The organism is Stenotrophomonas sp. 107298_Sma, from assembly GCF_056480345.1.
Window position 1 is genome coordinate 3,102,310 of the sequence record NZ_CM151094.1, and the last position, 22,256, is coordinate 3,124,565.

General features: G+C 65.5%; 25 protein-coding genes. 13 read left to right on the forward strand and 12 right to left on the reverse strand.

Annotation, left to right across the window (positions count from 1 at the left end; translation table 11 throughout):
- Positions 1 to 35: 35 nt before the first annotated feature.
- Complete coding sequence (locus ACZK2G_RS14585) at positions 36 to 863, reverse strand: tRNA threonylcarbamoyladenosine dehydratase (RefSeq protein WP_046984341.1); 828 nt, start codon at positions 861 to 863, stop codon at positions 36 to 38.
- An 80-nt stretch (positions 864 to 943) separates the two neighbouring features.
- Here ACZK2G_RS14585 and ACZK2G_RS14590 point away from each other — a divergent pair, with 80 nt between their 5' ends.
- Complete coding sequence (locus tag ACZK2G_RS14590) at positions 944 to 1,381, forward strand: hypothetical protein (RefSeq protein WP_478473696.1); 438 nt, start codon at positions 944 to 946, stop codon at positions 1,379 to 1,381.
- 136 nt (positions 1,382 to 1,517) lie between these two features.
- The gene (locus tag ACZK2G_RS14595; protein ID WP_046984343.1) at positions 1,518 to 2,012 is read left to right on the forward strand and encodes a glycine zipper 2TM domain-containing protein; all 495 of its coding nucleotides are present in this window, start codon (positions 1,518 to 1,520) and stop codon (positions 2,010 to 2,012) included.
- A 72-nt stretch (positions 2,013 to 2,084) separates the two neighbouring features.
- Here the strand turns inward: ACZK2G_RS14595 and ACZK2G_RS14600 are convergent, their stop codons facing one another.
- Entirely contained in the window at positions 2,085 to 2,294 is a 210-nt protein-coding gene (locus ACZK2G_RS14600) for a cold-shock protein (RefSeq protein WP_046984344.1), read from the reverse strand.
- A gap of 235 nt (positions 2,295 to 2,529) precedes the next feature.
- On the opposite strand from ACZK2G_RS14600, the gene ACZK2G_RS14605 reads away from it, so the two are divergent.
- The 3 genes from ACZK2G_RS14605 to arsC all read left to right on the forward strand — a co-directional run bounded on the left by ACZK2G_RS14605 (position 2,530) and on the right by arsC (position 4,629).
- On the forward strand, positions 2,530 to 3,015 hold the full coding sequence (locus ACZK2G_RS14605) for a DUF456 domain-containing protein (protein WP_010486801.1): 486 nt from the start codon (positions 2,530 to 2,532) through the stop codon (positions 3,013 to 3,015).
- 118 nt (positions 3,016 to 3,133) lie between these two features.
- Complete coding sequence (locus ACZK2G_RS14610) at positions 3,134 to 4,288, forward strand: phospholipase A (protein ID WP_046984345.1); 1,155 nt, start codon at positions 3,134 to 3,136, stop codon at positions 4,286 to 4,288.
- Positions 4,288 to 4,629: an arsenate reductase (glutaredoxin) gene (gene arsC, locus ACZK2G_RS14615; RefSeq protein ID WP_046984346.1), complete on the forward strand. Its 342-nt coding sequence runs from the start codon at positions 4,288 to 4,290 to the stop codon at positions 4,627 to 4,629. Before ACZK2G_RS14610 ends, arsC begins: the two co-directional genes overlap by 1 nt.
- Positions 4,630 to 4,723: 94 nt before the next feature.
- Here the strand turns inward: arsC and ACZK2G_RS14620 are convergent, their stop codons facing one another.
- From ACZK2G_RS14620 to ACZK2G_RS14630, 3 genes are all read right to left on the reverse strand, one after another.
- The gene (locus ACZK2G_RS14620) at positions 4,724 to 5,359 is read right to left on the reverse strand and encodes a glutathione S-transferase family protein (RefSeq protein ID WP_136639514.1); all 636 of its coding nucleotides are present in this window, start codon (positions 5,357 to 5,359) and stop codon (positions 4,724 to 4,726) included.
- A 57-nt stretch (positions 5,360 to 5,416) separates the two neighbouring features.
- Positions 5,417 to 5,752: a hypothetical protein gene (locus tag ACZK2G_RS14625; RefSeq protein ID WP_136639513.1), complete on the reverse strand. Its 336-nt coding sequence runs from the start codon at positions 5,750 to 5,752 to the stop codon at positions 5,417 to 5,419.
- A 122-nt stretch (positions 5,753 to 5,874) separates the two neighbouring features.
- Positions 5,875 to 7,392, reverse strand: a complete 1,518-nt coding sequence (locus tag ACZK2G_RS14630) for a fumarate hydratase (protein WP_046984349.1) — start codon at positions 7,390 to 7,392, stop codon at positions 5,875 to 5,877.
- 158 nt (positions 7,393 to 7,550) lie between these two features.
- Here ACZK2G_RS14630 and ACZK2G_RS14635 point away from each other — a divergent pair, with 158 nt between their 5' ends.
- The 5 genes from ACZK2G_RS14635 (at position 7,551) to ACZK2G_RS14655 (ending at position 12,572) form a co-directional block, all read left to right on the forward strand.
- Positions 7,551 to 8,447: an RNA polymerase sigma-70 factor gene (locus ACZK2G_RS14635; RefSeq protein ID WP_253078168.1), complete on the forward strand. Its 897-nt coding sequence runs from the start codon at positions 7,551 to 7,553 to the stop codon at positions 8,445 to 8,447.
- A 36-nt stretch (positions 8,448 to 8,483) separates the two neighbouring features.
- On the forward strand, positions 8,484 to 8,933 hold the full coding sequence (locus tag ACZK2G_RS14640; protein WP_046984350.1) for a carboxymuconolactone decarboxylase family protein: 450 nt from the start codon (positions 8,484 to 8,486) through the stop codon (positions 8,931 to 8,933).
- 240 nt (positions 8,934 to 9,173) lie between these two features.
- Positions 9,174 to 11,045 (forward strand): ABC transporter ATP-binding protein, encoded by a 1,872-nt coding sequence (locus ACZK2G_RS14645; protein WP_046984351.1) that lies wholly within the window; start codon positions 9,174 to 9,176, stop codon positions 11,043 to 11,045.
- Positions 11,046 to 11,125: 80 nt separating this feature from the next.
- A complete protein-coding gene (locus ACZK2G_RS14650; protein ID WP_046984352.1) occupies positions 11,126 to 11,905 on the forward strand; it encodes a ferredoxin--NADP reductase in 780 nt (259 codons plus the stop codon).
- A 109-nt stretch (positions 11,906 to 12,014) separates the two neighbouring features.
- Positions 12,015 to 12,572 (forward strand): TlpA disulfide reductase family protein, encoded by a 558-nt coding sequence (locus tag ACZK2G_RS14655; protein ID WP_478473701.1) that lies wholly within the window; start codon positions 12,015 to 12,017, stop codon positions 12,570 to 12,572.
- 28 nt (positions 12,573 to 12,600) lie between these two features.
- Here ACZK2G_RS14655 and ACZK2G_RS14660 read toward each other — a convergent pair whose 3' ends face one another.
- On the reverse strand, positions 12,601 to 13,080 hold the full coding sequence (locus ACZK2G_RS14660; protein ID WP_136639512.1) for a glutathione peroxidase: 480 nt from the start codon (positions 13,078 to 13,080) through the stop codon (positions 12,601 to 12,603).
- A 130-nt stretch (positions 13,081 to 13,210) separates the two neighbouring features.
- Here ACZK2G_RS14660 and ACZK2G_RS14665 point away from each other — a divergent pair, with 130 nt between their 5' ends.
- A complete protein-coding gene (locus ACZK2G_RS14665; protein WP_046984354.1) occupies positions 13,211 to 15,379 on the forward strand; it encodes a M3 family metallopeptidase in 2,169 nt (722 codons plus the stop codon).
- A gap of 82 nt (positions 15,380 to 15,461) precedes the next feature.
- Here the strand turns inward: ACZK2G_RS14665 and cfa are convergent, their stop codons facing one another.
- From cfa to ACZK2G_RS14680, 3 genes are read right to left on the reverse strand one after another with little or no spacing between them, the layout of a single operon-like run.
- The gene (cfa, locus tag ACZK2G_RS14670; protein ID WP_478473703.1) at positions 15,462 to 16,577 is read right to left on the reverse strand and encodes a cyclopropane fatty acyl phospholipid synthase; all 1,116 of its coding nucleotides are present in this window, start codon (positions 16,575 to 16,577) and stop codon (positions 15,462 to 15,464) included.
- A gap of 19 nt (positions 16,578 to 16,596) precedes the next feature.
- Positions 16,597 to 17,478 carry a DUF3298 and DUF4163 domain-containing protein gene (locus tag ACZK2G_RS14675; RefSeq protein ID WP_136639510.1) on the reverse strand — a complete coding sequence of 294 codons (882 nt, stop codon included), beginning with the start codon at positions 17,476 to 17,478 and terminating at the stop codon, positions 16,597 to 16,599.
- A gap of 37 nt (positions 17,479 to 17,515) precedes the next feature.
- Positions 17,516 to 17,818 (reverse strand): GNAT family N-acetyltransferase, encoded by a 303-nt coding sequence (locus tag ACZK2G_RS14680; protein WP_006377679.1) that lies wholly within the window; start codon positions 17,816 to 17,818, stop codon positions 17,516 to 17,518.
- 209 nt (positions 17,819 to 18,027) lie between these two features.
- Between ACZK2G_RS14680 and ACZK2G_RS14685 the strand changes: the two genes are divergently transcribed.
- Positions 18,028 to 18,189, forward strand: a complete 162-nt coding sequence (locus ACZK2G_RS14685) for a hypothetical protein (RefSeq protein WP_012511601.1) — start codon at positions 18,028 to 18,030, stop codon at positions 18,187 to 18,189.
- 56 nt (positions 18,190 to 18,245) lie between these two features.
- On the opposite strand, the gene ACZK2G_RS14690 is transcribed toward ACZK2G_RS14685, so the two are convergent.
- Positions 18,246 to 18,872 (reverse strand): rhomboid family intramembrane serine protease, encoded by a 627-nt coding sequence (locus ACZK2G_RS14690; protein ID WP_478473705.1) that lies wholly within the window; start codon positions 18,870 to 18,872, stop codon positions 18,246 to 18,248.
- A gap of 7 nt (positions 18,873 to 18,879) precedes the next feature.
- Positions 18,880 to 20,445: a POT-type proton-dependent oligopeptide transporter gene (locus ACZK2G_RS14695; protein WP_012511603.1), complete on the reverse strand. Its 1,566-nt coding sequence runs from the start codon at positions 20,443 to 20,445 to the stop codon at positions 18,880 to 18,882.
- A 162-nt stretch (positions 20,446 to 20,607) separates the two neighbouring features.
- Here ACZK2G_RS14695 and ACZK2G_RS14700 point away from each other — a divergent pair, with 162 nt between their 5' ends.
- Positions 20,608 to 21,444, forward strand: a complete 837-nt coding sequence (locus tag ACZK2G_RS14700) for an endonuclease/exonuclease/phosphatase family protein (protein ID WP_478473707.1) — start codon at positions 20,608 to 20,610, stop codon at positions 21,442 to 21,444.
- Positions 21,445 to 21,635: 191 nt separating this feature from the next.
- On the opposite strand, the gene ACZK2G_RS14705 is transcribed toward ACZK2G_RS14700, so the two are convergent.
- Entirely contained in the window at positions 21,636 to 22,247 is a 612-nt protein-coding gene (locus tag ACZK2G_RS14705) for a superoxide dismutase (protein ID WP_005410310.1), read from the reverse strand.
- Positions 22,248 to 22,256 lie beyond the last annotated feature (9 nt).

The window sequence follows — 22,256 nt, forward strand, 5'->3', positions numbered from 1 at the left end:
TGGACCCTACGCCGGGCATGGCCCGGCGCTACCGATCACGCGTCAGCGTGATCCTCGACCACTTCAGCCTTCACCTTCTTCGGCTCCAGCAGCATCTCCAACGCCTTGCCGACAGCGGCGAAGGCGAACGCGCCGGTGATATGAGTGGCTGCGCCCAGGCCGGCGCCGCAATCGAGCTTCAGTGCCGCATCGGCCCCCAGGTTCGGGCGGAGGCCACAGACACTGCCGTCGGCCTGCGGGTACTTCACGTTCTCCAGCGAGTACACCGCCGGCACGCCGAAGTAGCGCTTGGCATTCTTCGGGAAGTTGAACTCGCTGCGCAGCTTCTTGCGGATCAGCGCCAGCATGGCGTCGTGCTCGGTGCGCGAGACGTCGCGGATGCGCACCAGGGTCGGATCAGTACGGCCACCGGCGGCACCGACAGTCAACAGCGGCAGCTTGCGGCGGCGGCACCAGGCGATCGTCTCGACCTTGACCCGGAAGCTGTCGCAGGCATCGATCACCAAATCGAAACCACGGTCCAGCAGTTCGGCCATGTTGGACACGGTCAGGAACGCCTGCACCGCATCGACCTCGATCTCCGGATTGATCGCGCGGCAACGCTCGGCCATCGCCTCGGCCTTGTTGCGCCCATAGTTGCCTTCCATCGCCGGCAGCTGCCGGTTGGTGTTGGACACGCAGATATCATCGGCGTCGATCAGGGTCAGGTGGCCGACCGCTGAACGCGCCAGCGCCTCCACCACCCACGAGCCGACCCCGCCCATCCCCACCACTGCCACGCGGCTGCCCTGCAGGCGCTCGAGCGCGCCCACGCCATACAGCCGTTCGATGCCGGCAAAGCGTTGTTTGACCTGTTCGTTCATCGGGCTATTTTAACGTGCAGGCGCCGGTGCCTACAGCGCGCTGACATCGAACCCACCGTTGCACGCCCGGAGAGCCCGCCATGAACGCCAGCCCGTCCCGCCGCCGCCCGTCCACTGCCTATCGCTACCTGTTCGTGCTGTGCCTGGGCCTGCTGATCGGGCTGATTGCCACGGTGATGGTGGGACGTGCCCTGCAGGCCCGCCGTGACCCGTTCCCGGACAGCCTCATGCAGGTGATGCAACGGCAGTCGCAGATGTTGCAGCAGGCCCAGCAGCAGAACCGCTGCAGCCTTGTCGACAGCGTTCCGCGGCTGCAGGCCATCCGCCTGTTGTCCAACGATCTGGACCTGGCCTTTCCCGGGCTGAAGGACAGTGCGCAGTTCCAGCAGCATGCCAGCCAATTGCGCGGCAACCTCAACAGCGCGCTGGCTGCGCCGCCCAGCGACTGCACCACCTTGGCCAAAGTGGTGGAAACACTGCAGGCGGACTGCCGTGCCTGCCACCAGGACTACCGCTGACACGCATTCATCCTGCAGCCGGCCAGGACACGCATGGTTGGCGCGTTGTTCACGTTCGAAAGGAGAGGATTCGTCCACTCTGCTGCATGACGCAGTACCACCCAACGCACCCGCCTTCACGGCCAGGAGAAGCCCCATGAAGATCCAGCTCATCGCTGCCAGCGCCATCGCAACCCTCGCCCTGGCCGGCTGTGCCACCCCCGGCGGCTACGGTGGCGGTGGTTACAACAACGGCTACAACAATGGCGGCTACGGCAACAATGGTGGTTACAACCAGGGCCGCTGCGCCGACTGCGGCATCGTCACCCGCATCAACACCGTGCAGTCCGGCCGCACGGCGCCCAGCGCCACCGGCGCGATCCTCGGCGGCATCGTCGGCGCCGTGGCCGGCCACGAGATCTCCGACCACACCGGCGGCAGCCGCGGCAACAAGAACATCGCTGCCGCTGCAGGCGCGGTCGGTGGCGCCCTGGCCGGCAACCAGATCCAGAAGAACGTGACCAGCGATACCTACGACATCAGCGTGCGCATGGACGATGGCCGCACCATCGTGGTCAACCAGCGCGACCTCGGCGGCATCCGCGAAAACACCTACGTGCGCGTGGTCAATGGGCGGGTCATTCTGCGCTGACCTGCGGCGGGCCGACAGCAAAGAAAAAGGCCCGCTTGCGCGGGCCTTTTTCATGCCGGAGTGCGGCAGGTATTACGCCGGCTGGACCTTGTCAGCCTGCAGGCCCTTCTGGCCCTGCACGACTTCGAAGGTAACGGCCTGGCCTTCCTTGAGGCTCTTGAAGCCCTGGGTCTCGATGGCACGGAAGTGCACGAACACGTCCTCGCCATTCTGTCGGCTGATGAAGCCGAAGCCCTTCGCATCATTGAACCACTTTACGGTACCGGTCTCGCGATCAGCCATCTCACTAACTCCCTTTGACTCTCTCTTGTTGTTGGAAACGCCTGGTGGGCGGCTGACAAGCAAGGGGGAAGCGAGGTGCATCGATGCAGCGGATCGGAAAGATCTTGCTTCATCAGGCCACGATCCACGGTGACCTTGCCAAGCTCAGCGACTGCAACTTAACCCGCCCAAAACGAAAAAGCAACTGGCAAAATCTTTCACTGTCAACCCCAAAACGGCGACCATACGGGACAGCATGGGACTCTCATTCATCTTATATCTGCTAGCGGTCATTTTTGTCCTCGTCGGCATCGCCGGGATCATCCTTCCGGCCCTCCCCGGGATCCCGCTGGTCTTCATCGGACTGCTGCTGGCGGCCTGGGCCGACGGCTTCGCGCACGTCGGCTGGCCCACGCTCGTCGCACTGGGCGTACTGACCGTGCTGTCGCTGCTGGCCGACGTGCTGGCCACTGTGGTCGGCGCGCAGCGGGTGGGCGCCAGCCGCAAGGCGTTGTGGGGCACCTTCGTCGGCAGCATCGTCGGCCTGTTCTTCATGCCGATCGGCCTGTTCGCCGGGCCGTTGATCGGCGCCCTGCTGGGCGAGTACTGGCACACCCGCGAACTGGGCCGCTCAACCAAGGTCGGGCTGGCCACCTGGCTCGGCATCCTGCTCGGCCTGGCGCTGAAACTGGCCGTGGTGATCGCCATGCTGGGCCTGTTCGCCTTCGCCTGGTTCCTGTGACACCTCCGTCTTCACGCCCTGCGCACGTCGTGGCCGTGCATAAACAGCGGGGGCTGGCCGTGATCCGGTGCAGCCGCCACACTGTGCGATCCCCGTATTCACCGAAGGGCCTGCTGGAATGACCCTCCCCCCGCTGCTTCCCCGCCTTGCGCCGTTGGCGCTGGCCCTGGCCAGTGCTCCGCTGGCCGCGCAGGAATTCGTTCCCGGCACCGATACCTCGCCGGCGGCTTGCGCCGCCATTACCACCGACGCTGCGCGCCTGGCCTGTTATGACCGCCTGTTCGCGCACACCCCGCAGGCCACGGCCGCTGCCGACGCCGCTGCCGAGGCGGCCGCGCAGGCCCGTCGCGAAGAGCGCCAGACCGCACGCGTAAGCCAGGGCGAAGAGAAGCTGCGCGAACGGGTCAGCGACCTGTTCCGCCCCTCTGCGCCGGACAGCGCGCTGGCCAATGCCGGCCGAGGTTCGCTGCTGGACAGCCGCTGGGAACTGGCCGAAGACTCCAAGCTGGGGCCGTTCCAGCTGCGTGCGTACAAGCCGGTGTACCTGCTGCCCGCGTTCTGGACAAGCGACCGCAACACCACGCCGCATTCGCCAAACCCGGCCAACACGGTCACCACGCCGCAGGTACTGGACAGTGCCGAGCTGAAGTTCCAGATCAGCTTCAAGACCAAGATCGCCGAGAACCTGTTCGGCGACAACGGCGACATCTGGGCCGGCTACACCCAGAGCTCGCGTTGGCAGGCCTACAACGGCGAGGATTCGCGCCCGTTCCGCGAAACCAATTACGAGCCGGAAGTGATGATGGTGTTCCGCAACGGTTACTCGATCGGTGGCTGGCGTGGGCGCATGACCGGCATCGCGCTGAACCACCAGTCCAACGGTCGTGCCGACCCGCTGTCGCGCAGCTGGAACCGGGTGATGCTCAACATCGGCCTGGACCGCGAGAACTGGGCGCTGGTGCTGCGGCCGTGGTACCGCATTCCCGAGACCCGCAGCGACGACAACAACCCGGACATCGAGGACTACATGGGCCGCGGCGACGCGACCCTGACCTGGAACCGCAACGGCCATGAAGTCTCGCTGATGGCGCGCCATTCGCTGCGCACCGGCAGCCGTTCGCACGGCGCCCTGCAGCTGGATTACGGCTTCCCGATCAGCAATCTGCTGCGCGGCCATGTGCAGGTCTTCGATGGCTATGGCGAGAGCCTGATCGACTACAACCACAAGGCCACCTACGTGGGCGTCGGCGTGTCCCTGCTGGAGTGGTTCTGATGGTCGTGACGATCTGGCACAACCCGGCCTGCAGCAATTCGCGCGGCGCACTGAAGCTGATCCGCGATGCCGGCTTCGAGCCGGAAGTGATCGAGTACCTGGGCGACCCACCTGACGTGGCCACGCTGCGTCAGGTGCTGGCCGAATCCGGATTGAGCGCGCGTGACCTGGTGCGCAGCAAGGAAGCGCAGTTCGCCGAACTCGGTCTGCAAGATGCTGACGATGCCAGCCTGCTGGCGGCGATGGCCGAGCACCCGCGGCTGATCAACCGCCCCGTGGTGCGCACGCCCAAGGGCACCCGGCTGTGTCGCCCACCGGAAACGGTGCTGGAAGTCCTGTAACCCACCCCGCTTTGGTGGAGCCGAGCCATGCTCGGCTGCGGTTCGCGTGCTACCCATGAATGCAGCCGAGCATGGCTCGGCTCTACAGAACGGACTACAGCCAGTCGGTGATGCCTTCGCGGCGGTACACCTCGGCGAACGCCGGGCGTGCCTTCATCGCCGTGGCATGCGCCTTGAGCGGCGGCCAGGTGTCGCTGGGCTTCGGCATGTTGCGCGACCAGCGCATCAGCATCACCAGCATGTAATCGGCCACGCAGGGCGTCGCGCCCAGCAGGTACGGTCCGTGTGCCTGCAGGTGCGTGGCCACATGCTGCCAGGCCGCTTCCAGGCGCTGCCGTGCCATCTCGCGGCTGGCCTCCACGTTTGCCTCGCCCGCCACTTCGTGCGGATAGAACCAGGCACGATAGGCCGGCTGCAGCGTATTGGCACACCAGAACATCCAGCGGTAGGCATCGGCGCGCTGCGGCGTGCCCAGTGCGGGCAGCAGGTGGGCCTCCGGATGGCGGTCAGCCAGATACAGTGCGATCGCCGCCGCTTCGGTCAGTACCAGGCCATCGATCAGCAGCGTCGGCACTACACCGGCCGGATTCAGCGCCAGATACTCCGCTGATTTGTGCTCGCGCGCGTCGAAATCCAGCAGCACCAGTTCGTGTTCGATGCCCAGCTCGATCAGCAGCCAGTGCACCACCAGCGCGGCAGTACTGGTTGAACCATACAGCGTGGTGCTCATGCGCGGCTCATGTGTGGATGGATCCGCCGATTATGCGCCCACGCGAGCGGTCGTTGCTCAGCCGCAGCGGCTCATGCAGGTATCGCGGCCTTCGCCACAGGACATGATCGGTGTGCGTACTGCGCAGTCATGCGCCTTCAGTTCACAGGAGCGGCGCAACTCGGGGTTGGTGACGTCCTTGCAGCGCTTGTCCGGCGCCGGCACCATCTGTTGTTCGCAGCTGAAGTCGTTGCTGCCGATACTGCCCCGCGCCATGCAGCTGCGATAGTCGGCCTGGCACTGCATGCGGCACTGCGAGGAGGCGGAGAAGTCCGCACCTTCGTACGAGGATGTGCTGCTGCAGCCGGCCAGGGCCAGCAGGATCGCAACGGTGATGAATCGATGCAGGCCCATGAACACGTCCTGTGTGAGGTCGCGCCGAGCCTAGCAGAGCAGATGCTGCAGGTTCGTTAACCCTCACCACACAACAACGGCGCCACACGGGCGCCGTTGCTTGAACCGGATGCGCGGCAGGATTACTCCACCACCACCGGAATCTTGCCGATGCGGGCCTGCCATTCGCGCGGGCCGGTCTTGTGCACCGATTCACCGGTTGAATCCACCGCCACGGTCACCGGCATATCCTGCACGGTGAACTCGTAGATCGCTTCCATGCCCAGGTCGGCGAAGCCAACGACCTTGGCCGCCTTGATCGCCTTGGACACCAGGTAAGCCGAACCACCGACGGCCATCAGGTAGGCCGACTTGTTGTCACGGATCGCTTCAATCGCCGCCGGACCGCGCTCGGCCTTGCCGACCATGCCCAGCAGGCCGGTCTGTTCCAGCACCTGGCGGGTGAACTTGTCCATGCGGGTGGCCGTTGTCGGGCCGGCCGGGCCCACTACTTCGTCACGCACCGGATCGACCGGGCCGACGTAGTAGATGAAGCGGCCCTTCAGATCGACCGGCAGCTGCTCGCCCTTGTTGAGCATGTCGACCATGCGCTTGTGCGCCGCGTCGCGACCGGTCAGCAGCTTGCCGTTGAGCAGCAGGGTCTGGCCCGGCTTCCAGCTGGCCACGTCCTCTGGGGTGATCGTGTCCAGGTCCACGCGGGTGCCCTTGGACGAATCGTAGGTCAGCTTCGGCCAGTCTTCCAGCGACGGCGGGTCCAGCATCACCGGGCCGCTGCCATCCAGGGTGAAGTGCGCATGGCGGGTGGCGGCGCAGTTCGGAATCATCGCCACCGGCAGGTTGGCCGCATGGGTCGGGTAATCGTTGATCTTGATGTCGAGCACGGTGGTCAGGCCGCCCAGGCCCTGCGCACCGATGCCCAGCGCGTTGACCTTCTCGTACAGCTCCAGGCGCAGCTCCTCGATGCGGTTGGACGCACCACGGGCTTGCAGCTCGGTGATGTCGATCGGCTCCATCAGCGCTTCCTTGGCCAGCAGCATCGCCTTCTCGGCAGTGCCGCCGATGCCGATGCCGAGCATGCCCGGCGGGCACCAGCCGGCGCCCATGGTCGGCACGGTCTTCAGCACCCAGTCGACGATCGAGTCGGACGGGTTGAGCATGGCGAACTTGGTCTTGGCTTCCGAACCACCGCCCTTGGCAGCGACGATCACTTCGACCGTGTTGCCCGGCACCACCTTGACGTTGACCACGCCCGGGGTGTTGTCCTTGGTGTTGATGCGCTTGCCGGCCGGGTCGGCCAGCACCGAGGCGCGCAGCTTGTTGTCCGGGTGCATGTAGGCGCGGCGCACGCCTTCATTGGCCATGTCCTCCACGCCCATGGTGGCGTCATCCCAGCGCACGTCCATGCCGATTTCCAGGAAGACGGTGACGATGCCGGTGTCCTGGCAGATCGGCCGATGGCCTTCGGCGCACATGCGCGAATTGATCAGGATCTGCGCCATCGCTTCCTTCGCGGCCGGCGACTCCTCGCGCTCATAGGCGGCGGCAAGGTTCTTGATGTAGTCGACCGGGTGGTAGTACGAGATGTACTGCAGCGCGTCGGCGATGGACTGGATGAGGTCTTCCTGCTTGATCGATGTCACGGATTGCTCGCTTGCTGAAGGCTGGCGGAGGTAATCCGCCCATTTTACCCCCTCCCCCGGCCGCAGGTAGAGTCAGGGGTCAGATCCCTTTCCCAGGGAAAGGGATCTGACCCCGCCTCCCCTGTCACGCCATGCGCCACTACGGCGTCCTTGCCCACATGAACGCCGAAACCGCTTTCCAGACCCACCGCCCGCGCCTGATGGCGCTGGCCTACCGCCTGCTCGGCAGCCGCGCCGACGCCGAAGACGTGGTCCAGGATGCCTGGCTGCGCTGGTCCGGGGCGGACCCGGCCAGCGTCCGCGATCCCGAGGCGTGGCTGGTCACCACCACCACCCGGCTCGGCCTGGACCGGCTGCGCGCGGCCAAGCGCGAGCGCGTGCACTACGTCGGCCCGTGGCTGGCTGAGCCGCTGGCGGTCAGCCTGGAGCCCGACCCGGCGCCCGGCCCGGCCCAGCTGCATGCGCTGGCCGACGACATCTCGGTCGCCTTCCTGACCCTGCTCGAACATCTCGGCCCCGAGGAACGCGCCGCCTTCCTGCTGAAGGAGGCCTTCGACCACGACTACCGCGAAATCGCCGAGCTGATCGGCCACAGCGAGGCCAACTGCAGGCAGCTGGTGCACCGTGCCCGGCAGCGCCTGCAGTCTGGGCGGCCACGCTTCAATGCCGATGCCAGCCAGCACCGGCAGCTGCTGGCACGCTTCATGGACGCGTCCCAACGCGGCGACAGCGAGGGAATCCAGGCCCTGCTGCACGCCAATGCGGTACTGGTTTCCGACGGCGGCGGCGTGGTTACCGCGGCGGTGCGCCCGCTGCTCGGTGCCGAGCGCATCGGCCGCCTGTTCTGGGCCATCGCCCGCCGCGGCGCGGCGCATCCGGCACAATTGGGCTACGTCAATGGCGAACCGGCGATCCTGCGTTTCCAGGGCGATCGCCTGCACTCGATCACCACCATCGAAGTGGTCGATGGCCGCATCGCCAACGTGTACAGCGTGTTGAATCCGGAAAAGTTGCCGGACGTTGTCACGCGCGGTGACGGTGCGGCGTCCTTGTAATGAAAGGCGGCCATCGTGGCCGCCGTGGAGCCGAAAATGTCCGACCACGCCTCTCCCCGCGTCCCTTACACCCGCCTGGCCGCCGAAGCCTTCAAGGGCCTGCTGGCCACCAGCAAGGCGGTGCATGACAGCTCGATCGATCCGACGTTGATGGAACTGGTGTTCCTGCGCGTCTCGCAGCTCAACGGCTGCGGCTACTGCATGGACATGCATGCCACCACGCTACGCAAGGGCGGCATCGAGCCGCGCAAGCTGGACACCCTGCCCGCGTGGCACGAAAGCCGCTTCTTCGATGTGCGCGAACGCGCGGCGCTGGGCTGGGCCGAGGCGCTGACCCGCTTGACCGACGGTGCGCCGTCGCAGGCGGCGTTCGATGCACTGGCGCCGCACTTCGATGAGAAGGGCATCAGTGACCTGAGCATGGGCATTGCGGTGATCAATGCCTGGAACCGGCTGGGGGCGGGCCTGCTGCCGCCGCTGCCGTAAAAGGGGGCCAGCCCGGTAGGTCAGGTTCCTGCAGCTGTTGGTAGATGTCGACCTTGGTCGACACGGTAGATCCACGCCATGCGTGGATGTGGTTGGGTCGGATCCCTTCGCAACGCGAAGGGCTCTGACCCGATCTGGCTGGTGGGGTCAGAGCCCTTTGCGCAGCAAAAGGATCCGACCCCGGCGGCCACACGGCTGCCCTGACCCCACCTGCACGTATCAGGCGCGCACAATGGCGGCATGCCAGCCTCTCCCATTGCCGGCGCTGCCGCCGCGAAGAAACCCAGCCTGCGCCAGCGCTTCAAGGCGATGCGCAACCTGCCGCCGTTCCTGCGCATGGTCTGGCAGACCAGCCCCGCCCTGACCCTCGCCAGCCTGGGGCTGCGCCTGATCCGTGCGCTGCTGCCGGTGGCGATGCTCTTCGTCGGCAAGCTGATCATCGACAGCGCCCTGCACCTGAGCCAGCACGACGCTGGCTTCCCGCCACTGGGCGAAGCACTGTCCAGCGGCGTGCTGAATCCGTTGCTGGGCCTGCTGGCGCTGGAGCTCGGCCTGGCCATCGCCTCGGATCTGCTCGGCCGGCTGGTCAGCTATGCCGATGCGCTGCTGTCGGAACTGTTCGCCAACGTCACCAGCATCCGGCTGATGGAACACGCGGCAACGCTGGACCTGGAGGACTTCGAGGACCCGGACCTGCAGGACAAGCTGGACCGTGCAAGGCGCCAGACCATGGGCCGGATGAACCTGATGAGCCAGCTGTTCGGCCAGGTGCAGGACGCGATCACCGTGGCCAGCCTCGCCGTCGGCCTGCTGGTGTATGCGCCATGGTTGATCCTGCTGCTGGTGCTGGCGCTGGTGCCGGCCTTCATCGGCGAATCGCACTTCAACGCGGCCGGCTACAGCCTCAACTTCCAGTGGACGCCGGAGCGCCGCCAGCTCGACTACCTGCGCCAGCTGGGTGCCAGCGTGGAAACGGCCAAGGAAGTGAAGATCTACAACCTGCATCGCTTCCTGGTGGAACGCTATCGCAGGTTGTCTGCAGCACTCTTCCAGGCCAACCGTGCACTGGCACGGCGGCGTGCGTTCTGGGGCACGCTGCTGGCTGCGCTCGGCACGCTGGGCTACTACACAGCGTACGCCTACATCGCATGGCGCACGGTGCGTGGCGACTTCTCGATCGGCGACCTGACCTTCCTCGCCGGCAGCTTCCTGCGCCTGCGCCAGCTGCTGGAAGGCCTCCTGATCGGGTTCTCGCAGGTGGCCAGCCAGGCGCTGTACCTGGATGACCTGTTCTCGTTCTTCCAGATCCAGCCGGAAATCCACTCGCGCGAAGGTGCGGTACGCGTGCCGCAGCCGATACGCGAAGGCTTCGTGTTCGAGAACGTCGGCTTCCGCTACCCGGATGCCGAGCAATGGGCCGTGCGCCACCTCGATTTCCAGCTGCGGGCCGGCGAAGTGCTGGCCCTGGTCGGCGAGAACGGCGCCGGCAAGACCACGCTGGTGAAGCTGCTGGCGCGACTGTACGAACCAGACGAGGGCCGCATCCTGCTCGATGGCCGCGACCTGCGCGACTACGACCTGGACGACCTGCGCGCCAATCTCGGGGTGATCTTCCAGGACTTCGTGCGCTACAACCTCAGCGCCGGCGAGAACATCGGCGTCGGCCAGGTCGAGGCGATGGACGACCAGGCGCGCATCGCCGACGCCGCGCGCCGCGGCATGGCCGAAGAAGTGATCGACGACCTGCCCGCCGGCTACGACCAGCTGATCGGCCGCCGCTTCAAGCAGGGCGTGGACCTGTCCGGTGGTCAATGGCAGAAGATCGCCATCGCCCGTGCATGGATGCGCAACGCGCAGGTGATGATCCTGGATGAGCCAACGGCGGCGCTGGATGCGCGAAGTGAGTTCGAGGTGTTCCAGCGGTTCAGGGAGCTGGCGGATAATCGCACCGCAGTGCTGATTTCCCACCGTTTTTCCTCGGTACGCATGGCTGATCGCATCCTGGTGCTGGCCGATGGCCGGATCGAGGCCAGCGGCACCCACGAGCAGCTGATGGCCGAGGGCGGTCGTTATGCCGAGCTGTTCGAGCTGCAGGCGGCGGGTTACCGCTGAGAACGCCTCTCGTTCCGCCTAATGAGAACCTGTCTCATTTGAGATAGAATCACCCCCGACGACTTCCGATAGATACGCCCATGTCCTCCGCTTTTGGCGCCGAAACGGTGCTTGAGGTCCGTCACTGGACCGATGCCTACTTCAGCTTCACCCTCACCCGCGACAGCGGTTTCCGCTTCGAGAACGGCCAGTTCGTGATGATCGGCCTGGAAACCGAGGCGCGGCCGCTGCTGCGTGCGTATTCCATCGCCAGCGCCAACTGGGAAGAGCATCTGGAGTTCTTCAGCATCAAGGTGCAGGACGGCCCGCTGACCTCGCGCCTGCAGCACATCAAGCCGGGTGACAAGGTGCTGGTCGGCAAGAAGCCCACCGGCACCCTGCTGATCAGCGATCTGCACCCCGGCAAGAACCTGTATCTGCTGGGCACCGGCACCGGCATGGCGCCGTGGCTGTCGGTCATCAAGGACCCGGAAACCTACGAACGCTTCGAGAAGGTGATCCTCTGCCACGGCGTCCGCTACGAAAAGGATCTGGCCTACCGCGATTACTTCGAGAAGGAACTGCGTGAGCACGAGTTCCTGGGCGAGATGATCGGCGACAAGCTGCTGTACTACCCGGCCGTCACCCGCGAGCCGTTCGCCAACCAGGGCCGCCTGACCCAGCTGATGGAAAGCGGCGAGATGCAGCGCACGCTCGGCCTGCCGGAATTGAGCCCGGAGAACGACCGCGCGATGATCTGCGGCAGCCCGCAGATGCTGGCCGACCTGCGCAGCGTGCTCGATGCCCGTGGCTTCCAGGTCTCGCCGCGTATCGGCCAGCCGGGCCACTACGTGTTCGAGCGCGCGTTCGTCGAGAAGTAAAGCGCGGGGCCCTGGCCCCGCATTTGTACGCGACCTGTTGCGCACCCTGCGCATTGCAGGCATCGTCCCCCCGCACGGGCCGATGGCCCTCCCGGGGAATACACGGATGATGAACACATCGATCCCGCACTGGATGCGGGCTTGGGCAATTGCCGGCCTGCTGCTGGCAGCGGTTCCGACGTGGGCTGCGCCGCCTGCACGCGGCGAAACGCCGCCGCAGGCGCTGGGCAACGACCGCAAGGGCAATCCGGTCAATCTGGCCGATCAGCGCGGCAAGGTGGTCATCGTGACCTTCTGGGCCTCCTGGTGCGGGCCCTGCCGCAAGGAACTGCCGATCCTGGCCCATCTACAGCAGGTGATTGGCGAGGACGCCTTGAAGGTCTACGCGGTCAACTGGGGCGAACCGCGGCTGGAGGTCAGCCGGCTGATCCGCCAGCGTGACTGGCCGAAGCTGGAGTACCTGCATGATCCTGGCGGTGCGCTGGCGGAGCAGTTCGGCATCGTCGCCGTACCCCACATGTTCATCGTCGGCCGCGACGGCACCATCGTCCATGCCCATCGCGGCTACAGCGAGGCCAGCCTGCCGCGGATCATGCAACAGGTGATCGAAGCCCTGCCCGAAGAGGTCCGCAACCGGCAGGCAGGCGTACCAGCGCTGGGACACTGAGCGCTGCGCCCAAGGCGACCGGCAGCTGTTACAGCAGCGCTTCGATCGCGCTGCGCAACTGCTCCGGCCTGGTGGTGGGCGCATGGCGCGATACCACCCGCCCCTGGTGGTCGACCAGGAACTTGCTGAAATTCCACTTGATGCGGGCACTGCCCAGCAGGCCGCGCTTCTCGCGTGACAGCCACGCCCACAGCGGCTCGGCCCCCTCGCCATTGACCTCGATCTTCTCCGACAGCGGAAAACTGACCGGATAGTCCAGTGAACAGAACTGGCGGATCTGCGCGGCGTCGCCGGGCTCCTGCGCGCCGAACTGGTTGCACGGGAAGCCGATCACCACCAGACCGCGCTCGCGGTACTCCTGCCACAGCTGTTCCAGCCCGGTGTACTGCGGGGTGAAGCCACAACGACTAGCGACATTGACCAGCAGCAATGGGTGGCCCTTGTAGCGGGCCAGCGGCTGCGGCTGGCCGTCGAGGTCACGGAAGCTGAAATCGTAGGCAGTGGTCATGGCAGCGGGCCGTGGGCGGTGAACGCATGGTACCCGCGCCCGGCCCCGACAACATGCCTTTTGACACAAGTGCCGGCGCGCCGGGCCGGGTTACCCTCGGGCCCTTGTTTGCCTTACCGGAGCTATTACCTTGACCACTCGCCTTGCCCTTGCCGTGGCCATGACCCTCGGCCTTGCCCTGCCCGCCTACGCTGCCAGCGCCGCCACCGCGGCCGCCGCCAGCAGCGCCCAGCAAGCCAACCCGTTCTTCGCCGACAGCCCGCTGCCACTGCACTTCCCTCAGTTCGACAAGATCAAGGACAGCGATTTCGCTCCGGCTTTCGACGCCGGCATGGCGCAGCAGCTGAAGGAAGTGGAGGCCATTGCCAACACCAAGGCCAAGCCGACCTTCGAAAACACCATCATCGCCCTGGAAAAGAGCGGTGACACCCTGGATCGCGCGACCACCGTGTTCTTCAGCCTGGTCGGCGCCGACACCAACGACACCCGAAAGAAGCTGCAGGCCGATTACTCGGCGAAGTTCGCCGCGCACAGCGATGCGATCGCGCTGAACGGCAAGCTTTTCGCCCGCATCCAGGCGCTGTACGACACCCGCAGCCAGCTGGGCCTGGACGCCGAAGGCGTGCGCCTGGTCGAGAAGTACTACGACAACTACGTACGCGCCGGCGCCAAGCTGTCCGAGGCCGACAAGGCCACGCTGAAGGCCATGAATGCCGAGCTGGCCAACCTGGGCACCAAGTTCAGCCAGAACGTGCAGTCGGAAGTGAACGCCTCGGCGATCACCGTCGATGACGTCAAGGAGCTGGACGGCCTGTCCAAGGAGCAGATCGCCGCTGCCGCCGAAGCCGCCAAGGCCCGTGGCCTGGACGGCAAGTACGTGATCACCCTGCTCAACACCACTGGCCAGCCGCCGCTGACCAACCTGGCCAACCGTGCCCTGCGCCAGAAGATCTACGAAGCCTCGACCACCCGCGGCAGCCGCGGCGGTGAGTTCGACAACACCGCGCTGGTCTCGCGCATCATGCAGCTGCGTGCCGACAAGGCCAAGCTGATGGGCTTCCCGAACTTCGCTGCCTACAACCTGACCAACCAGACCGCCAAGACCCCCGAAGCGGTCAACGCGATGCTGGGCAAGCTGGCTCCGGCCGCAGTGGCCAATGCCAAGCGCGAAGCCGCCGACCTGCAGGCGATGATCGACAAGGAACAGAAGGCCGCCGGCAAGAAGACCTTCGCCCTTGAGCCGTGGGACTGGGCGTTCTACAGCGAGAAGGTGCGCCAGGCCAAGTACAACTTCGACGAATCGCAGCTGAAGCCGTACTTCGAGATGAAGAACGTGCTGGAGAACGGCGTGTTCTACGCGGCGGGCCAGGAATTCGGCCTGACCTTCAAGCAGCGCACCGACCTGCCGGTCTACCACGACGACGTCACCGTCTATGACGTGTTCGATGCCGACGGCAGCCAGCTGGCGATCTTCATCTTCGACCCGTACGCCCGCGCGTCCAAGCGTGGCGGTGCGTGGATGAATTCCTACGTCTCGCAGTCCAAGCTGACCGGCTTCAAGCCGGTGGTGGCCAACCACCTCAACATTCCCAAGCCGCCGGCCGGCCAGCCGACGCTGCTGACCTGGGATGAGGTGAACACCACCTTCCACGAATTCGGCCATGCCCTGCACGGCATGTTCTCCAACGTGAAGTACCCGTACTTCTCGGGCACCTCGGTGCCGCGTGACTTCGTCGAGTTCCCCTCGCAGGTCAACGAAATGTGGTCGGACAACCCGGCCATCCTGAAGAACTACGCCAAGCACTACCAGAACGGTTCGGCGATGCCGCAGGCGCTGCTGGACAAGGTGCTGGCCGCTGCCAAGTTCAACCAGGGCTTTGCCACCACCGAGTACCTGGGTGCGGCCATGCTCGACCAGCGCTGGCACCAGATCGGTCCGGACCAGGTGCCGGCCGCCAAGGACGTGATGGCCTTCGAGCGCGCCGCGCTGGAGAAGGACGGCATCTACTATGCGCCGGTCCCGCCGCGCTACAAGACCCCGTACTTCAGCCACATCATGGGCGGCTACTCGGCTGGCTACTACGCCTACATCTGGTCGGAAGTACTCGACGCCAACACCCAGAAGTGGTTCAAGGACAACGGCGGCCTGAGCCGCAAGAACGGCGACCACTTCCGCGCCACCCTGTTGTCCAAGGGCGGCAGCGTGGATGCGATGCAGCTGTTCCGCGATTTCGCCGGCCACGAGCCGCAGATCGAACCGCTGCTGGAAAAGCGTGGCCTGACCGGCGCCGGCAACTGATCGCCAGTGCGTTAGTGTGAAATGAGAACCGCCCGGGAAACCGGGCGGTTTTTTTGTGGGGGTTGGGGTCAGAACCCTGGATTCAACGCGGCGCGACGTACCCCCCCGGCACGCCTTCCGGCGACAGCACCAGCTGCCACAACTGCGCATGCCGGCAACGGAAGGTCGCCATCGAGCCGGCCAAGTAGAAACGCCACATGCGACGGAAATGCTCGTCGTAACGTTCATCCAGCCGTGGCCATGCTGCTTCCACGTTGCGCCGCCACGCCTGCAGGGTCAGGTCGTAGTCGGTGCCGAAGTTATGCCAGTCCTCCAGCACGAAGCGGCCCTCGAACGCCTTGGTGACCTGCACTGCCGACGGCAGCATCGAATTGGGGAAGATGTAGCGCGCGATCCACGGATCTGTGCGATGCCGCGAGATGTTGGTGCCGATGCTGTGCAACAACAGCAGGCCGCGCGGCGACAGGCAGCGCTTGGCCACCTCGAAGAAACTGCCGTAGTTCTTGTCACCAACGTGCTCGAACATGCCGATCGAGAAAATCGCATCGAACGGCTCGTCCAGTTCACGGTAATCCTGCAGGCGGATCTCGATCGGCAGGCCGGCGCACAGTTCGCGCGCGAACTCGGCCTGTTCCTGCGAGATGGTCACACCCACTCCGCTGACGCCGTAGCGCTCGGCGGCAAACTTCAGCGCTTCACCCCAGCCGCAACCGATATCCAGCACGCGCTGGCCCGGGCGCAGGCCCAGTTTGCGGCAGACCAGGTCGAGCTTGGCTTCCTGCGCGGCGTCGAGATCATCGGCGTTGCGCCAGTAGCCGCAGCTGTAGACCAGGCGCCGCCCAAGCATGGCCTGGTAGAGATCGTTGCCGAGATCGTAGTGGCGGCGCCCGACTTCATAGCTGCCCTGCCCGACCTGGAGATTGAAAAGGCGCGCCTTCAGCGCATCGGCCACTTCGCGCCAGCCGTGCACCCGCTCATCCAGGTGCGCCTGCATCAGGTGGACGAGGAATTCATCCAGGACGTTGGCATCCCACCAACCGTCCATGTAGCTCTCGCCGAGACCAAGCGAGCCGTGCGCCATGACCCGCGCGAAGAAGCGCGGGTCATGCACCTGGATGTCCTGTGGCTGGGTACCGCCGATGCGGACCCCGGCTTCCTGCAGCAGGCCGGAAACCCGCTCCTGCAACCCTGTATCCACGCCACCTCCTCGACTGCGGTCAACCGCGTGCGAACAGCTCCACGTAGTCCTTGGCCACGTGCGGCAACAGCACCGCCGCCGGTACATCGGCGGTCTGGGTGCCATCTGAGTATGGACCCACCTGGTACGGCGGGAAAACAAAGCGCAGCGCGGTGATCTGCCCCTTGTCGTCGGTGAGCGGCTGGAACTGGCTGAAGTTGTCGGCCTGCGGGCCGGTGCCGTCGGCAATCATGCGCGATGCGTTGCGCAGCGATTCCTGCAGCTGGGCCGGGTCCATGTCCTCACCACTGAGGCGGGTCGCCACGCGTTCGCGCAACTGGTCGGCGACGAAGTCACTGATCGCTTTCCAGCCCTTGGCATCGGCCACCAGCTTTTCGGCGCTGAGCATCTGCTGATGCTGCGGCAGCCACACGAAGCGCGCCACCAGCGGCTCGCCGTGGGCGCCACCGGTATAGCGGCTGCCATCGGCGCTGACCACCACCAGCTGCGGGGTTTCCAGCAGCTTCTCGAAGCTCAGCGACAGCTCGTAGGGCATGGTCGGCTTGTCATTGCCCAGCCCGTCCAGCGCCTGCTGCAGATCACTGCGTGCACTGGTGGCGTAGCCCTGCAGCGCGCGCGCCAGGCCCGGGTAACGGTCGATGCCGGCCGGATAGCTGATGCCCACCACTTCGCGCTCGTTGTTCTCGATCACATCGCGCAGGTCCAGCGGCGCTTCCGCAGCCGGCGTTTCACCTGCCGCAGCGGCCTCGGCGGCAGGCGCCGCGTCGGTCGCCGCTGACGGCTCGCTTTCACGCTGGCAACCGGCCAGCAACAGCACGCCCACCACGCCGGCCAGCACGCTGCCGTGCAGTGGCCGGTTGTTTCCAATCTTCATCGGGATCCCCTGTTCATGTTTGTACATCATCGCCTGCCATGGCTGAAGCGTGACCCGCTGGCATTCAGCCAACGAGCAGGTCGTGATACTCCTCGTGCCGCTGCAGGAAGGCCTCGGCGTACGAACACGCCGGCACCACCTTGTACTTCTGTTCGCGGGCGAAACGCAGCGCGACGCGGGTCAATTCACCGGCAATGCCACGGCCAGCGATCGGCTCGGGCACTTCGGTGTGGGTGATGACCATGCGCCTGCGCTTGATCTGGTAGTCGAGCACCGCCAGCTGTCCTCGCACGCGGGCGGTGAAGCGGTGGCTGGCCAGATCATGTTCGACCTCGTAGGCCAGACCGGGGGGCGTGACCGAAGCCATGGAGCTGTCTCCTGCGACGACTGCGTGGATGGTGCGCAGCCGGGCGCCATGATCGCGTGAAGCCTGAACAGGGGCAAGTCCGATCCATTCACGTCAGTTCCCGACCCTCAAGCTGGAGGGTGGGCGGCCGCTATCGCATGTGGAGGGGTACGGCCAGGCTGGCACGACCCTTGCGACCGTTGACCATGCGCACCACCGCGGAGGCTCCCATGCACCCCAGCGATACCCATTCCGATACCGACCGTGCCCTGCTGGAGGGCCTGCTGCAACTGGCGGTGGAGGGGCAGACCGAAGACCAGGATTTCCAGCGCATCGGCGAGGAGGTATTCGCCCGCCTGCAGGACACCTACGGCCAACAGACCCGCGCCTGACCAGGAGCGGGGGCCAACCCCGGGGTCGGATCCAGCGGATCCGACCCCGGCCAACTTCAACCGCCGCCGAGGCGGAAGGTCGGGTTGGAGAGTTCGCGCAGGAAGTGGTTGAAGATGCTCGGCTGCATGGCCAGCATGAAGATCACGCCGAATGCCGCGCCGGCCAGGTGCGCACTGTGGTTGATGCGGTCACCGCCACGCTTGTCCATCCAGATGCTGTAGCCGACGTAGAACGCGGCATACACGATGGCCGGTGCCGGGATGAAGAACACCAGGATGATCGACCACGGCTTGATCAGGATGAAGGCGAACAGCACCGCCGACACCGCACCCGACGCACCCAGGCTCAGGTAGTTCGGGTTCTTCTGGTTCTTCAGGTAGCTGGGCAGGATCGAGACCACCAGCGCACCGATGTAGAACGCCGGGTAGGTCAGGTAGTTGCCGGTCAGCTGCACCATCACGCTCTCGATGAACCCCCCGAAGAAGAACAGGGTGATCATGTTGAAGATCAGGTGCGACCAGTCGGCATGGATGAAGCCATAGGTCACCAGGCGGTCGTACTGGCGGTGGCGGTCCACTGCCGGCGGCCACAGGATCAGGCGGTCGGCCAGCTTGCGGTTGTTGAAGGCCATCCACGACAGGATGGCGGTGACGGCGATCAACAGCAGATTGACGGGGGTCATGTCAGGCTCAGGCGCTACGGTAGTTGTCGACCATACGATAGCGTTTTGCATACCAACCGAAAGCCAACGCCGCGATGAAAGCGAAACCGGCGAAGAAGAACATCAGGAACGCCGCCTCGCTCAGCCCTGTCCCTGCAATCTGGTGGGTCACCGTGTCGTTGCGCACCGCGGCGTTGGACAGCAGTACCCACAGGTTGCCGATGGTGGTGGTCAGGTTCCAGAAGCTCATCACCACGCCCTTCATCGCCTGCGGCGCCTGGCTGTAGGCAAATTCCAGGCCGGTGGCCGAGACCAGCACTTCACCGAAGGTCAGCAGCGCATACGGCAGCATCTGCCAGAAGATCGACATCGCATTGCCGCCATCCATCACCACCTGGATGCCACCCACCACGATCCAGGCCAGGCCGCTGAAGGCGATACCGGCGGTCATGCGGCGCAGCGCGGTCGGTTCGAAACCGAAGCGACGCAGGGCCGGGTACAGCACCAGGTTGTTGAACGGAATCAGGATCATCACCAGCAGCGGGTTCAGCGCCTGCATCTGCGAGGCGGTGAACCAGCTCGGCATCTGCATCTGCTGGCCCTGCAGGACCCAGGTCGAGGCCTTCTGGTCGAACAGCGAGAAGAACGGCGTGGTCAGCGCGAAGATCACCAGCACGCGCAGTACCGAACGCACACCTTCCACGGCTTCGGCCGGATGCTGGCCGCGGGCGCGGTCCAGCTGCAGCCAGGTGCCGCCACCGATGCCAGCGAGGATGGCGACCAGCGCCAGGCACAGGCAGATCACGATGCCGAGCGAACCGACCAGGCCGAACGAGGCTGCCGCCAGTACCAGGCCGAGCACGGCGATCACCAGGCCCGGGCGGCCCTGGCCGGCGACGCGCGCGGTCAGGGCGGTGCGCACCACGTTGGCGAACGAATGCGGGTCCTTCGGCGGCAGCGGCACCAGCACGTAGCGCTTGCGGCCCAGCCAGAACACGAAGGTGGCGATGAACATCAGGATGCCCGGGATACCGAACGCCCACTGCGGGCCCCAGTTCTTCAGCACCAGCGGGATCAGCAGCGAGGCAAACAGCGAGCCGAAGTTGATGATCCAGTAGAAGGCGTCGAAAACGATCTTGGCCAGGTGCTTGTTGCTCTGGTCGAACTGGTCGCCCATGAACGAGGCCACCAGCGGCTTGATGCCGCCGGCACCGAGCGCGATCAGGCCCAGGCCGAGGAAGAAGCCTTCGCGGCTGTTCTCGAACAACGCCAGGCACAGGTGACCGGCGCAGTAGACCAGGCTGAACCAGAGGATGGTGTGGTACTTGCCGAAGAACTTGTCCGCCAGCCAGCCACCGAGCAGCGGGAAGAAATACACGCCGATCATGAAGCTGTGCATGATGTCCTTGGCTTCACCGGCACGGCCTTCCGCAGTGATTTCCTGCAGCAGCAGCGAGGTGATCAGGAACTGCACCAGGATGTTGCGCATCCCGTAGAAACTGAACCGCTCGCAGGCCTCATTGCCGATGATGTACGGGATCTGGCGCGGCATCTTTCCCTGGCCGGCGATGGGGGCAACTGCGTCGTGGCTCATCCTGTAAGGCATTCCTGCAAAGCGAAAGGCGCAAGATTACCGGAACCCGGGCTTGCGAAGCACGCTGCAGGGCTGCATGACAACGGTGCCAATCCGTGGCAGACACGCCATGCCCTGCCGGAAGTCACGGAACCTGCACGACAAAAGCGTAAACTTATCGTTATGCGCCCCCCCGCCCTCGCCCGCCTCCTGCTCGCTTGCCTTGCGCTGCTGCTGGCGTGGCAGGCCCAGGCGCGGCCACAGGCGCCGGCTGCCGCCACCGGCGAGAGCGGGCCACGGCAGTTGACCGTGGCCGCGCTGGAACTGCCCAGCCGCGACGATGCACAGTGGAAGCTGCGACGTGAGCAGGTCGCCCAGCTGTTGACCGAGCTGCAGCCGGACGTGATTTCGGTGCAGCAGGTCCTGCAGCAGCAGGGCCGGAACCCGGCCTGCTGGCTGGCCAGCCGGCTGCGCTACAGCTGCGACTTCGTCACCGCCGATCCGCCCAGCCAGCCGCTGCGGCATGGCAACGCGATGCTGACCCGGCTGCCGGTCAGCGAGGACGGCGTGACCCTGCTGCACCCGCCCGGCACGTTCAGCGCGGCCGGCATGATGCGGCTGAAGCTGGGCGCGTCGCTGCTCAACGTCTACGTGGCGCGCCTGCGTCCGGACCCGGACGAGGCCATCGCCCGCCAGCACCAGACCAGCGACCTGATGACCTGGATCAGCGCCACCGCCGAGGGCATGCCCAGCCTGATCGCTGGCGACTTCTCGGCCAGCACGGTGGAACTGGTACGCAGCACGCCGGGCTTCCAGCCGGCCCGGCGCAATCCCGGCGCACCGGCGGCCAGTGGCGGCGGAGCAAGTGGCCATGGCCTGGACGTGCTGTTCCAGGTCAAGCACTTCGGCGGCATCCGCCAGCAGCCGATCCTGTTGCCGGCCGACGGCGACCTGCCCGGCCTGCGCCTGGGCGTGATGGCGACCCTGCGCCTGCAGGGGGATACGGCCACGGTCGAATAGCCCCGCTCATCCCCGCGGCACGCCTCACCCCGGTAGGTGACGGCCTTGGTCGGCACATTCCCACCGCGCGCGCACATGTTTCCGTGCCGACCAAGGTCGGCACCTACCGGAATCAGCCCCATTCCCAGGACTGACAGACAAAAAAAGGCCGGGGTCTCCCCCGGCCTTTTCCGCTCATCCAGTCACTGCGATCAGGCGATCGCTTCCTGGTAACGGCGCTCGACTTCGTTCCAGTCGATGACGTTGAAGAACGCGCCGATGTATTCCGGACGACGGTTCTGGTACTTCAGGTAGTACGCGTGTTCCCACACGTCCAGGCCGAGGATGGGGGTGTTGCCTTCCATCAGCGGGCTGTCCTGGTTGCCGGTGCTCTCGACCACGACCTTCTTGTCCGGAGTCACGCTCAGCCATGCCCAGCCGCTGCCGAAACGGGTCAGCGCCGCCTTGGTGAAGGCGTCCTTGAACTTGTCGAAGCCGCCCAGGTCCTTGTCGATGGCCTTGGCCACGTCGCCCACCGGGTTGCCGCCAGCATTCGGAGCCATCACGGTCCAGAACAGCGAGTGGTTGGCATGGCCGCCACCGTTGTTGCGCACCGGACCCTGCAGGTTCTCCGGCAGCGACTTGAGCTTCTTCACCAGTTCTTCGACCGGCAGGTCAGCGTATTCGGTGCCTTCCAGCGCCGCGTTGACGTTGTTGATGTAGGTCTGGTGATGCTTGGTGTGATGGATTTCCATCGTCGCCGCATCGATATGCGGTTCCAGCGCGTCGTAGGCGTAGGACAGCTTGGGCAGGGTGTAGGCCATGATGCATCT

Bases quoted from the DNA above. Each gene is read 5' to 3' on its own strand.
- ACZK2G_RS14585 (WP_046984341.1), bottom strand. From the start codon at position 863: ATGAACGAACAGGTCAAACAACGCTTTGCCGGCATCGAACGGCTGTAT.
- ACZK2G_RS14590 (WP_478473696.1), top strand. From the start codon at position 944: ATGAACGCCAGCCCGTCCCGCCGCCGCCCGTCCACTGCCTATCGCTAC.
- ACZK2G_RS14595 (WP_046984343.1), top strand. From the start codon at position 1,518: ATGAAGATCCAGCTCATCGCTGCCAGCGCCATCGCAACCCTCGCCCTG.
- ACZK2G_RS14600 (WP_046984344.1), bottom strand. From the start codon at position 2,294: ATGGCTGATCGCGAGACCGGTACCGTAAAGTGGTTCAATGATGCGAAG.
- ACZK2G_RS14605 (WP_010486801.1), top strand. From the start codon at position 2,530: ATGGGACTCTCATTCATCTTATATCTGCTAGCGGTCATTTTTGTCCTC.
- ACZK2G_RS14610 (WP_046984345.1), top strand. From the start codon at position 3,134: ATGACCCTCCCCCCGCTGCTTCCCCGCCTTGCGCCGTTGGCGCTGGCC.
- arsC (WP_046984346.1), top strand. From the start codon at position 4,288: ATGGTCGTGACGATCTGGCACAACCCGGCCTGCAGCAATTCGCGCGGC.
- ACZK2G_RS14620 (WP_136639514.1), bottom strand. From the start codon at position 5,359: ATGAGCACCACGCTGTATGGTTCAACCAGTACTGCCGCGCTGGTGGTG.
- ACZK2G_RS14625 (WP_136639513.1), bottom strand. From the start codon at position 5,752: ATGGGCCTGCATCGATTCATCACCGTTGCGATCCTGCTGGCCCTGGCC.
- ACZK2G_RS14635 (WP_253078168.1), top strand. From the start codon at position 7,551: ATGAACGCCGAAACCGCTTTCCAGACCCACCGCCCGCGCCTGATGGCG.
- ACZK2G_RS14640 (WP_046984350.1), top strand. From the start codon at position 8,484: ATGTCCGACCACGCCTCTCCCCGCGTCCCTTACACCCGCCTGGCCGCC.
- ACZK2G_RS14645 (WP_046984351.1), top strand. From the start codon at position 9,174: ATGCCAGCCTCTCCCATTGCCGGCGCTGCCGCCGCGAAGAAACCCAGC.
- ACZK2G_RS14650 (WP_046984352.1), top strand. From the start codon at position 11,126: ATGTCCTCCGCTTTTGGCGCCGAAACGGTGCTTGAGGTCCGTCACTGG.
- ACZK2G_RS14655 (WP_478473701.1), top strand. From the start codon at position 12,015: ATGAACACATCGATCCCGCACTGGATGCGGGCTTGGGCAATTGCCGGC.
- ACZK2G_RS14660 (WP_136639512.1), bottom strand. From the start codon at position 13,080: ATGACCACTGCCTACGATTTCAGCTTCCGTGACCTCGACGGCCAGCCG.
- ACZK2G_RS14675 (WP_136639510.1), bottom strand. From the start codon at position 17,478: ATGTACAAACATGAACAGGGGATCCCGATGAAGATTGGAAACAACCGG.
- ACZK2G_RS14680 (WP_006377679.1), bottom strand. From the start codon at position 17,818: ATGGCTTCGGTCACGCCCCCCGGTCTGGCCTACGAGGTCGAACATGAT.
- ACZK2G_RS14685 (WP_012511601.1), top strand. From the start codon at position 18,028: ATGCACCCCAGCGATACCCATTCCGATACCGACCGTGCCCTGCTGGAG.
- ACZK2G_RS14690 (WP_478473705.1), bottom strand. From the start codon at position 18,872: ATGACCCCCGTCAATCTGCTGTTGATCGCCGTCACCGCCATCCTGTCG.
- ACZK2G_RS14695 (WP_012511603.1), bottom strand. From the start codon at position 20,445: ATGAGCCACGACGCAGTTGCCCCCATCGCCGGCCAGGGAAAGATGCCG.
- ACZK2G_RS14700 (WP_478473707.1), top strand. From the start codon at position 20,608: ATGCGCCCCCCCGCCCTCGCCCGCCTCCTGCTCGCTTGCCTTGCGCTG.
- ACZK2G_RS14705 (WP_005410310.1), bottom strand. From the start codon at position 22,247: ATGGCCTACACCCTGCCCAAGCTGTCCTACGCCTACGACGCGCTGGAA.